The sequence below is a fragment of the Actinomycetota bacterium genome (genome assembly GCA_005888325.1).
GTDB lineage: Bacteria > Actinomycetota > Acidimicrobiia > Acidimicrobiales > AC-14 > AC-14.
The window spans coordinates 1-10,614 of the sequence record VAWU01000054.1; the positions used below are offsets into that span (position 1 = coordinate 1).

Genomic DNA, 10,614 nt, shown 5'->3' on the forward strand with positions numbered 1-10,614 from the left:
CCCGACCCGGTTCCGTAGGTGACGCCGGTGTCGTCGAGATGGCCTGAGCTGCCGATGAGGCGGGCACGCGACCTGCGACACGCTGCACGCGCACACCCAGGTGCTCGGCAAGCTCGCCGCTGGCTCGGCTGTGGTCTGACCTGCATGTTCGATGGTGGCGGGGGCAGTACGCGCGAGGTCGATCAATTTGAACCTGCGACCTTCGATTTGTTAGCCCGACGTCGTGTTCGGCAACGCCGTTCGTGCACCAATGGGTCCGAAACATGCTCGAAGGGTCAACTCACGCGATCGCTCACCCAGCGCTCGACAGCGATGCCAACTCGGCGTGCGATCGTCAGTCGCCGCTCGGCGGCATCGACCCGCAGCACCTCCCAGGTCTCATCGTCCACCTCGATCTGGGCGTACTGCCGGGCTCGCCGGCCTTGACCCGTCCGGCTCCATCGCGGCTCATCGCGGTCGCGACCTGACGAGTGACAGTCTCCAGATGCCAGATCTGCGATGACGAGGAGGCCGAGGAGGCGCTGCATCGAGGCACGGCTCTTCACAGCCTCGATCTTGAGTGCCTGCCACGCCGCCGGATCGACTTCGACGCGGACGGCCTTACTCGGAGGATGTCGATAGGTATCTGTACCTTCCGCCCGCCGTCGATACTCCTCGCGGCGACGAGCGTTGCGAGCCACGCGAAGCTCCTCCTGGCGGGCTTGTCGTCGGAGCTGATCAGCCGCCGCAGACGCTCGGCCGGCGGCGCGCTCGGCCTCGGCGTACCGCTCGAGCTTGCTGACAAGTTCGGCAAGGAGGTCCTCCTCACTCTGTCGCCGTAGCTCCGCCGACGCGGCGCGGTGCTCATGGTGAGCCAAGGTCCGCTCGACGGCGTGATCAGGGTCAGCGGAGCGGCGGGCCTCGTCGAACAGACGGCGCGCCTGAGCCTCAAACCGACGACGGTCAGCCACCGCTCTCACCGTTGTTGGCTTCGTCCGCTTCCGCATCCGGACGGTGCAAGTCTGTGTCGATCATTGGGTTGGTTGTTGAGTGGTTGGGGTGTTGGTGGTGTTCGTTTGGTTGTTGTTTTGGGTTGGTGGTTGGTTGATTGCCGGGTTGGTGGTTGTTGGGTTGGTGGTTGGATTCGTTGAGTTGATGATGTTGGGGTTGGCTGGATGGATGCTCCTCGGCGAAGGCGCTGCTGGACGTCGGAGATAAGCGCGTCGCCGTGCAAGGCTGATCGAGGTTCGGCGCCCACCAGCTCGAGCGCTCCTCTCGCACTGTGCCCTCCCAGGAGCGCCGCTGTGCCCCGGATCCAACCCGACCAGCTCGAGTCACCTCGACGCCGCAGTAGCGGCCGGGAGGTGGCTCAGGCGGCGCGTCGGCTCACGCTCGAGCTCGTGCTGCTCGCACGGGAGCGCGGGGCGACGTGGGCGGAGGTCGGCGCGGCCTTTGGCATCTCGCGTCAAGCCGCGTGCGAACGGTTCGACGGCCGGCGCGATTGACAGCTCAACGTCAATGGAGCGAGTTGACAGAGGGGCTGTAAGTGCAGGCCCCGGTTGTGCGTCAGCCGAAGAGGAGCGCGGCGACCTTCATAGCAGCCTCCTCCTGCATGCCCTTCACGACGTGTGAGTACGTGTCGAGCGTGACGCCGACGTTGGCGTGGCCCATGCGCTCGGACACGACCTTCGGATGCACGCCCGCCAACAGTGCGAGCGTCGCCGACGTGTGTCGAAGATCGTGTAGTCGAATTCTCGGAAGTCCCTGCACGGCCACGATGTGGTCGAAGGTCTTCGTGATCCGCTGCGGATGAACGGGTTGGCCGTCCTCCGAACAGAACACGTAGCCCGAGTCCCGCCAGCCGGGCCCCCACGCGGGGCGCTCCTCGAGCTGACGAGCGCGGTGGGCACGAAGGACAGCGACGGTCGTGGGATCGAGGCTGACGGTACGCCGGCTGCTGCGCGTCTTTGGCTCAGAGACGTGGACCTGCCACCCGACCACCACGCGTGTCCGGCGGATCGCCGCCTCACGCCGCTCGAGGTCGACGTCGTCCCACCGCAGGCCGGCGACCTCGCCGCGACGGAGGCCGATGGCCAGAACGACCACCCACATCGCGTACAGACGGTCGTCTTCGACGAGCGCGAGGAATCGGCGCGCCTCCTCAACCGTCCAGACACGCATCTCCGGTGTCACCACACGCGGGGGGTCGACCTTCTCGGCAGGGTTCGCTGTCAACATCCCCCACCGGACCGCGTCTGACAGAGCGTGTGACAGCACCCGGTGCGTGTACGCGACCGTGCGCGTCGAGAGTCCTCCGCTCGCACGCTGGCGACCCGACACAAGCAAGTCGCCGTACAACCGGCGGAGGTGGCCGGGATTCAGGCGCGTCAGACGCACGTCGCCGATCCGCGGGACCACGTACCCCTGCATCATCTCGACGTAGCTCTTGGCCGTCGTAGCCTTGAGTGACGGGCGCACGGCCTCGAGCCATTCGTCGAGGAACTGCGCGACGTTGAGGGTCGTAGTGCCAGCGGTGACACCGCCGTCGTGCGCCGCAAGGGCGCGGGTCAGGGCGAGCTCGGCATCGGCCTTGGTCTTGAAGCCGCCGACCCACCGCTGGCGCTTCTTCCCGGTGACATGTTCGCGGCCGACTGCCAGAACGTAGGTCCACGTCCGCCCTCGCTTGAAGACGCTCCCTCGCATCGCTCCTCCCGGCGCTGTAAGCGCGCCGCGGGAGCCGGATGAGCGATCCTCGGATTAGCAGGGATTAGCAAATCCCCTGCGCGGACTAGAACTGGTTCAGTCACACCTTGTGTGACCAGCGGTCCTTTGCGCGCTCGGAGGGATTCGAACCCCCAACCTTCTGATCCGTAGTCAGATGCTCTGATCCATTGAGCTACGAGCGCCGCTCGTGGTGCGGGGTGCGAGTCTACCGGCGGCCGCCCGCCGTCACCCGCGGGAGATTCATGTCGTAGAAGCAGCGGAGTGTGTGGCGGAGAGGGAGGGATTTGAACCCTCGAGGAATCTCAACGACCCCTAATCGCTTAGCAGGCGATCACCTTCGGCCACTCGGTCACCTCTCCAGGTGCGCGCCAGTGTCGCACAGGGCGGAGGGAGTGGGATTTGAACCCACGGGGCTTGCGCCCAAGGCTTTTCAAGAGCCTCGCATTCGGCCGCTCTGCCATCCCTCCGAGCGTCGAGGCTAGCTGCGCACCTGTCGACGCAGGGATGCAATCCAGGTGTCCGCGGCCTTCCACGCCTGGTCCGCCTCGCGTCGGATGACGGCACCCCGCTCACCTGCGGCCGGATACGACCCGAGGAACTTCACGTCGGCCAGCTGCGCGTGCAGGTCGCGCAGGCAGTCCGCCACGACCTCGTCCGCGACGTGGCCCTCGAGGTCGATGACGAAGCAGTAGTCGCCGAGCCCGCGTCGGGTGGGCCGTGACTCGAGCTTCGTCAGGTTGATGTTGCGCGCCGAGAACTGGCCGAGGATGGTGTGCAGACTCCCCGGCCGGTCGGTGTGCTGGAAGCACACGATGCTCGTCTTGTCGTGACCGGTCGGGGCCGGCACTCCGTCGCGCGCCACGAGCACGAAGCGCGTCTCGTTGTCGGAGTGGTCGACGATGTCGGGCGCCAGCACCTCGAGCCCGTAGAGCTTGGCCGCCAACCGCGTGCCGATCGCCGCGGTGTCGGGTGGGCGTGTCGTCCCCACCTCCTGGGCCGCCTCGGCGGTGGAGTTCGACGCGACCAGCTCGACCCCCGGGAGCTCACGCGCCAGGAAGCTCCGGCACTGCGCGGTGGCGTGCGGGATCGACATCACCCGCCGCACATCGGCCAGACCCACGCCCGGCGGCGTGAGCAGGTTCAACTCGACGGCGAGGGCCACCTCACGCTGCACGAGCAGATCCAGCTCGAACGTGAGCGTGTCGAGCGTGACGTTGACGCTCCCCTCGATGGAGTTCTCGATCGGAACGAGCGCGAGGTCGGCCTCGCCCGTATCGACGGCAGTGAGCGCGTCGGGCACCGACCGCATCGGCGCGAGCTCGCCCCCCGCCAGGTCGGGCTGGGTGAGCAGGGCCTCCTCGGTGAAGGTGCCCGGCGGACCGAGGAATGCGATCCGGGTCACGAGCGAGCAAGGATAGTGACGCCGATGGACGAGCCCACCCTGCGCCAGCTGCTCGACGATGTGCGAGCCGAATCAATCTCGCCCGACGACGCCGTCACCCGCCTCCGACGATTGCCCTTCGCGGACCTCGGCTATGCCCGCGTCGATCATCACCGCGCGCTGCGCCTCGGCCTGCCCGAGGCGGTGTACGGCCCCGGGAAGACGCCCGAGCAGTGCGCCGAGATCGTGGCCGAGCTGCTCGCGGAAGCCGGCGGAGGTCCCGTCCTCCTGACTCGGGCCGACGACGCGCAGGCGGCGGCGGCCGAGGCCCTCAACCCCGGCGCGATCAAAGAAGGCTCCACGCTCGTGTGGCGTCCCGCCGCCGAGCGGCCCAGCCGGGTGCTGGTCGTCACCGCGGGCACCGCCGACCTGCCGGTCGCCCGCGAGTGCACCGCCACCCTCATCGCCTTCGGCTTCCGTCCCCAGCCACTCACCGACGTCGGCGTGGCCGGTGTCCACCGGCTGCTCGTGTCGGCGGACGAGCTCGCGGCGGCCGACGCGGTCGTGGTCATCGCCGGCATGGAGGGGGCGCTCGCCACGCTCGTCGGTGGGCTCACGCCCGCGCCGATCGTGGCGGTGCCGACCAGTGTCGGCTACGGCGCCGCGCTCGAGGGTGTCACCGCGCTGTTGGCCATGCTCGCGTCGTGCGCGGCGGGCATCACCGTGGTCGGCATCGACAACGGCTACGGCGCCGCGTGCGCGGTCGCGCGCACCCTTCGATGACAACGGGGACGACGGCCTGGTTCCACTGCTTCGCAGGCATCGCCGGCGACATGGCGCTCGGCGCCCTCGTCGACGCGGGCGCCGACCTCGAAGAGGTGTGCGCGCTGCTCCGACGCATCCCGGTCGGCGGCTGGAAGGTCGACGCACAGCCGGTGCTGCGCGGTGGCATCGCGGCGACGCGCCTCGAAGTGAGCACCGCGGAGTCGGCGGTGGTGCGGACCTACGCGCACATCACCGGCCTCATCGACGAAGCGCGCCTGCCCGATCGTGTGCGAGACCGCGCCCAGGCGACGTTCCTCGCGCTCGCCCGCACCGAGGGGCGCCTGCACCGGCGCCCGCCCGAGCAGGTGCACTTCCACGAGGTCGGGGGGCTCGACGCGATCGTCGACATCGTCGGCACCTGCGCCGCGCTCGAGACCTTGGGCGTCGACCGGGTGTGCGCCAGCCCCGTGGCCACCGGCACGGGGATGGTGCGCAGCACCCATGGCGTGCTGCCCAACCCCGCGCCTGCGGTCGTCGAGTTGCTGCGGGGCGCGCCGACGTACGGACGCGACATCGCCTACGAGCTCACGACGCCGACGGGAGCCGCCCTCCTGGCCGCCAACGCGGTCAGCTACGGCCCGCTCCCGGCCATGACCATCGAGGCCACCGGGTTCGGCGCCGGGGGGCGCGACCTCGACGACCTTCCCAACATGACCCAGGTGGTGCTCGGCACGTCCGTTGCCGACCGGTCGCCGGGGCAGCCCGTCGTCGTGCTCGAGGCCAACGTGGACGACGCCACCGGCGAGACGCTCGCCCACACTGTCGCCGCGTTGCTCGAGGCGGGCGCCCATGACGCGTGGGTCACGCCGATCGTCATGAAGAAGGGCCGCCCCGCCCACACGGTGAGCGCGCTGGCGGACGTCGCGCTCGCCGACCAGGTGAGCAGGGTGCTCGTCGCCGAGACGGGCTCATTGGGCGTGCGCGGCCAGACCATCGAGCGCTGGCCGGCGGCGCGATCGGCCCACGAGGTCGAGGTGGCCGGGCTGCCGGTGCGCGTGAAGGTCAGCGCGGGACGGGTGAAGGTCGAGCACGACGACGCGGCCCGCGCCGCGCGCCGCACCGGCCTGCCGTTGCGCGAGGTCGTCTCGCGTGCCGAGGCGGCATGGCGCCAGCGACAGCGCGGGACGACCGACCCCGACGAGGCGGGTTAGACGAGCGAGTCGAGGATCTCGCCGATCTGCAGCTGGATCGAGACGTGTCCCGCACCGGGCACGCGGTGCAGTGTGGCGTTCGGCAGCCGGGCGACCATGTCGTCGGCGTGGTGCATCGGCACCATCAAGTCGTCGTCGCCCTGCCACACGTGCACCGGCGCGCGGAGCTGCTCGAGCTCGAATCCCCACGGCCCGGCCCACAGGAGGTAGTCGTCGATCACGCCCTGGGGACCCTGGCGCAGCGCCTCGACGAAGAACGCCATGACGCTCGGGCCCTGCTCGTCGAGCAGGCGCTGGTCCACCGCACTCACCTCCTTCTTGAAGCTGCGCAGCGCAGCCGACGGCGCGACCCGAGCGCCGAGGTGCAGGGTGCGCAACAGGGCCCGCGCCGCCCACGGCCGTCGCTGCGACAGGTCGAGCAACTGCAGGTCGCTCTTGCTCAACCCCTGCCGCGCGCCCGGACGGTCGATCGGGCCCACACCCGCCATCAACCCGGCGACGGTGACGCGGTCGGGCGCGCCCGCGGCAACGGCGAGCGCGAAGGGGCCGCCGCACGAATAGCCGAGCACCGCGAACCGGTCGATGCCGAGGACATCAGCCAGGGCAACCACGTCGTCGGCCCAGCCCGCCAGGGTGCGTCCGCGTACGGGATCCGAGCGCCCGATGCCGGGCCGGTCGGGACACAGCACGCGGATGCCCTTGGCCCGGGCCGGCGCGTCGGTGAACTCGTGGCCGAGGCGGCTCGCCGGGGTGCCGTGGTTCAGGAAGATCGGCCTCCCGCCGGGATCGCCGTGCGAGGCGACCCCCAGACGCCGGCCGTCCGGCAGGCGAACGATGTGATCGGCCATCAGGGGAGACTACGGCGATCGCGCGAACGTCAACCGAGCGCCGGCAGGACGTTCGCCGGAAGCGGATGCCGGTAGAGCCGGGCCGCATTCTCGCAGCACAGGGCGCGCAGCTCGTCAGCCGGGATGTGGCCCCAGTACTTCTCGATCACGAGCTGGGTGTCGGGCCAGGTGCCGTCGCCGTGCGGGTAGTCGACCTCGGCCATCACGTGGTCGACACCGATGCGATGGCGGGTATCGATCGTGGAGGGATCGTCGATCGTGCAGAACCAGAAGTTACGCTTGAGGACTTCGGCCGGGCGCAGGTCCCAGCCCAGGCCGTAGCGCGACCGGTCGACGATGTTGTCGAGCCGGTCGAGGAGCATCGCCACCCAGCCGATGCCGCCCTCAGACATGGCGATCTTGAGCTCGGGGTAGCGCACCGCCCACCCCGACCACAGCCACTCCGCGCACGCGGTGAGCGAGAGCTGGCCGAAGAGCGTGGCGCCGAGCTGCATCGCAGGGCAGCCCTCGGGAAAGTCGGACATGCCGGAGGACCCGACGTGCAGGCTTATCACGGTGTCGGTCTCCGCGCACGCGCGAATGATCGGCTCCCAGTAGTCGGTGAAGATCGACGGCAGATCGATGCGGTGCGGACGCTCCGGCAGCGTGACGGATCGGAAGCCACGCGCCGCGTTGCGGCGGATCTCCTCCGCACCGATCTCGGGGTCGGTCAACCAGGTGATGCCCATCGGGATGATCCGCTCGGGATGCGGCGAGTACCACTCCTCGAACAGCCAGTCGTTCCACGCGCGCGTGACCGCCAGCCCGAGGTCGGCATCGGAGCACTGCGAGTAGACCCGGCCGCAGAAGCCGGTGATCATCGACGGGAAGTTGAGCGACGCCCACACGCCGTTGATGTCCATGTCGTGGATGCGCGCCTCGATGTCCCAGCAGCCCCGACGCATCTGGTCGAACCGGAACGGCTCGACCTTCACCGAGTCGGGGCGGCGCCCGGCGATGGCGTTCATGCCGACTTGTGTGTAGCGGTCGCCGTCGAACTCCCACACCTCGTGGCCCCGCGACGTCTCGACGATCCGCGGCGCCCGGTCCTGCAGATGCGCGGGCAGGCGACCTTCGAACATGTCGGCCGGCTCCACCAGGTGATCGTCGACCGAGATCACCGTGTAGCGCACCTCGCGCGGCTCGGGCTCCGGCAGGAACAGGTCGTCGACCACGGTCGTCACGGCGCGGTGACCTTCAGCTGGCGCAGGATCGTCGCCGAGTCGAAGTACACCCGCTCACAGACGATGCCGTCGCCGTCGGGCTCGAAGAAGAAGAACGCGACCATGGGGCAGCGAAACGCCTGCCCCGTCGGTGGGATGCCGCCGAGCGGCCCGTCGTGGGTGCCGAGGAGGTCGAACTCGACGATGACCGCGTCGTCGGCGTGGTGAACCGCGTGCACCTCATTGCGTTGGTCGGGAAAGGCCGCGCGGGAGGCGCGGAAGTACTCCGCGACCTCCTCCTCGCCATCGTGCACCTGACCGGTGGCGATCAGCTCGTAGCGGGGACGGGAGAACGTGGCCATGGTGACGTCGAACTCGTGGCGGTTCTCGGACGCCATGTGCTCGCGCACGACGGCCTCTCGACGATCACGCTCGGCGGTCGGGGCCGTGGGCATGCGTGCGCAGAATACTGCCGCCGAACCCGGCCCGGCCCACCTACGCTCCCCCGGTGACCGACGCCGAACACGACATCGAGGCGGTCATCGCGGAGACGATCTCGTTCGTCACCGTGCACCCCGAAGGCGACGGCTGGGTGGGCGGGGCGCCGGACTGGTTCGGCGAGCGGTTGTTCGGTGGGTTCGTCGTGGGACAGGCCGTGCACGCGGCGACCCGCGCTGCGCCGGAGGGCAGGCGCATCCATTCGTTGCACGGCTACTTCCTGCGACCGGTCGTGGCCGGCCGCCCTGTGTCCTACAGCATCATGCCGGTGCGGGACGGGCGCTCGGTCGCCATCCGTCGACTCGAGGCCACCCAGGACGGTGCGCCCGTGTTCACCATGACGTGCTCGTTCACAGTCGACACCGACGGCTACGAGTACGAGCTCGCCCTCGGCCGCGACGCGCCATCCCCCGACGAGCTCGCGGTTGAGACCGGGCCGGGCCCTTGGGCGGTCGCCGAGGTGGGGCCGACACCGCCCGAGCCCGACGGCACCCGCCGGTCCACGCGCCGCGCGTGGTTCCGCGTGAACGGCACCCTGCCCGATGATCCACACCTGCACGCCGCCCTCGTGGCGTTCGCCACCGACATGACCGGCACGGGTGGCCGGCCGTTGCACCTCGACGGTGACATCCGCGGCATGGTGAGCATCGACCACGCCGTCTGGTTCCACCGTCCGCTGCGGGCCGACGAGTGGTTGCTCTACGACGTGCACTCGCTCGTGAACGCAGGCGGTCGGGGCCTGCTCCGCGGCACGATGCGCGGCCTCGACCGGCGCCTCGCGGTCTCCGTCGCGCAGGAGATGCTGCTCCGCCCGTACGCGTGAGCCGCCTTCGCACCCGAAGGGAGCGCCGACAGCAGCGCGTCGCTTCGATGTCAGAGCGCGAGACGTGATCGACGTTCCTGCGATCGTGCGCAACAAGGCCGTTGCGGTCGGCGCGGCACAGTGGCTCGACGACCTCCCGGGCCGAAACACCTGTCCACGGTCTCCCGCGACATCGCACAGGGTGGGCGAGGGGGGACTTGAACCCCCACATCCTTTCGGACACAGGAACCTGAATCCTGTTGCGGGCGTATCGGCGTGTCTCGCCGAGTCCGGTTTCAGGGCGCTGACCAGGCGATTCGCTCTGCTCGGGCGGGTCCGCGTCCGCCTCGTTCCCGTCCTGTCCTTCGGAGTCCGTTAGCAAATCCGTTAGCAATCAGTGGGCGCCTTCGCCGAGGCACTCGGACCTCCCGGTGGCGCCGGACCTCCACGAACGGTTCGTGTGACGAAGCCCAGCACGAGCACGACGCCGGCAAATCCCGCCGGATCGCCTGCAGCGATCAGCACAACTCCCGCCAGCGCCGCGAGCAATCCGAGAATCTGCACGGCGGCGACGACCGCTCGAGGCGGCAAGCCGGCCGGCGTCGCGGAGGCCGATCCGTGCGTGTCCATCGGCCTTCATAGAATCGTATAGCTTTAGCGTGTAGCTAAACCCACACGGTTGATGACACCGCGGGCGCGCGTCGAATCTGCGCTGGGCCGGCCCGTGTCTGACGCGGCCTGGGAAGAGGTAGGGATCCGCCGCGGGTACGAGCGCGAGCTTGAAATGGAGACCATGGAGACCGACGAGGTCGCGGACCTGTTCCGCGTGGTCGGGGGTATGTACCAACAGGCCCCCCGCGGCGCCGTCGCTGGCGACGCAGTGGGCCCCCCGCAGGTCCCGGGAGCGCATACTCTGCACCAACGCGCGCTCGCGATCTCCGCTTGGGTAGCTCGCGCGGCTGCGGCTGACTCGAAGGTCAAGTTCTTTCGTCACTTGCACCTCCGTCGAGGCCTCGTGAATCAAGGTGATGTAGGTGCGTGGGTGCGCCAAACGTACGCTCGCAACTTACCGGTGGACTGGCCAGAATTAGGTGCTCCGGAACCCGGCTGGGCCCACGGCTTAGCAACACACAAGGCCGAAGCGTCGGGCCGACCCTTTGTGCTGTTTGACTGGGCTGAGCTCAGTACTGACGGCGAGTGGCAG

General features: G+C 69.3%; 10 protein-coding genes and 3 tRNA genes. 4 read left to right on the top strand and 9 right to left on the bottom strand.

The annotated features are described in order from the left end of the window. Positions 1-275: 275 nt before the first annotated feature. Positions 276-986 carry a hypothetical protein gene (locus E6G06_16325; GenBank protein ID TML88347.1) on the bottom strand — a complete coding sequence of 237 codons (711 nt, stop codon included), beginning with the start codon at positions 984-986 and terminating at the stop codon, positions 276-278. Positions 987-1,283: 297 nt separating this feature from the next. Between E6G06_16325 and E6G06_16330 the strand changes: the two genes are divergently transcribed. Beyond that, complete coding sequence (locus E6G06_16330; protein ID TML88348.1) at positions 1,284-1,484, top strand: hypothetical protein; 201 nt, start codon at positions 1,284-1,286, stop codon at positions 1,482-1,484. Positions 1,485-1,545: 61 nt separating this feature from the next. On the opposite strand, the gene E6G06_16335 is transcribed toward E6G06_16330, so the two are convergent. The 5 genes from E6G06_16335 to pheA form a co-directional block, all read right to left on the bottom strand. Continuing rightward, a complete protein-coding gene (locus E6G06_16335) occupies positions 1,546-2,682 on the bottom strand; it encodes a site-specific integrase (protein ID TML88349.1) in 1,137 nt (378 codons plus the stop codon). Between the two features lie 126 nt (positions 2,683-2,808). Further along, positions 2,809-2,885 (bottom strand) — tRNA-Arg (locus tag E6G06_16340). An 84-nt stretch (positions 2,886-2,969) separates the two neighbouring features. Then, positions 2,970-3,062, bottom strand: a tRNA-Ser gene (locus tag E6G06_16345). A gap of 22 nt (positions 3,063-3,084) precedes the next feature. Beyond that, positions 3,085-3,170 (bottom strand) — tRNA-Ser (locus tag E6G06_16350). An 11-nt stretch (positions 3,171-3,181) separates the two neighbouring features. Further along, a complete protein-coding gene (gene pheA, locus E6G06_16355; GenBank protein ID TML88350.1) occupies positions 3,182-4,105 on the bottom strand; it encodes a prephenate dehydratase in 924 nt (307 codons plus the stop codon). A gap of 24 nt (positions 4,106-4,129) precedes the next feature. Between pheA and larB the strand changes: the two genes are divergently transcribed. Together larB and larC are read left to right on the top strand one after the other, a co-directional pair. Further along, positions 4,130-4,867, top strand: a complete 738-nt coding sequence (gene larB / locus E6G06_16360; protein ID TML88351.1) for a nickel pincer cofactor biosynthesis protein LarB — start codon at positions 4,130-4,132, stop codon at positions 4,865-4,867. After that, on the top strand, positions 4,864-6,060 hold the full coding sequence (larC, locus tag E6G06_16365; protein TML88352.1) for a nickel pincer cofactor biosynthesis protein LarC: 1,197 nt from the start codon (positions 4,864-4,866) through the stop codon (positions 6,058-6,060). Before larB ends, larC begins: the two co-directional genes overlap by 4 nt. On the opposite strand, the gene E6G06_16370 is transcribed toward larC, so the two are convergent. From E6G06_16370 to E6G06_16380, 3 genes are all read right to left on the bottom strand, one after another. Next, the gene (locus tag E6G06_16370; GenBank protein TML88353.1) at positions 6,057-6,908 is read right to left on the bottom strand and encodes an alpha/beta hydrolase; all 852 of its coding nucleotides are present in this window, start codon (positions 6,906-6,908) and stop codon (positions 6,057-6,059) included. The two genes, larC and E6G06_16370, sit on opposite strands and share 4 nt — an antisense overlap. A gap of 29 nt (positions 6,909-6,937) precedes the next feature. Continuing rightward, on the bottom strand, positions 6,938-8,029 hold the full coding sequence (locus E6G06_16375; GenBank protein ID TML88356.1) for an amidohydrolase: 1,092 nt from the start codon (positions 8,027-8,029) through the stop codon (positions 6,938-6,940). A 98-nt stretch (positions 8,030-8,127) separates the two neighbouring features. Next, positions 8,128-8,565, bottom strand: coding sequence for an ester cyclase (locus E6G06_16380; protein ID TML88354.1), 438 nt, complete (start codon positions 8,563-8,565; stop codon positions 8,128-8,130). 2 nt (positions 8,566-8,567) lie between these two features. Between E6G06_16380 and E6G06_16385 the strand changes: the two genes are divergently transcribed. Then, positions 8,568-9,431, top strand: a complete 864-nt coding sequence (locus tag E6G06_16385) for an acyl-CoA thioesterase II (GenBank protein TML88355.1) — start codon at positions 8,568-8,570, stop codon at positions 9,429-9,431. Positions 9,432-10,614 lie beyond the last annotated feature (1,183 nt).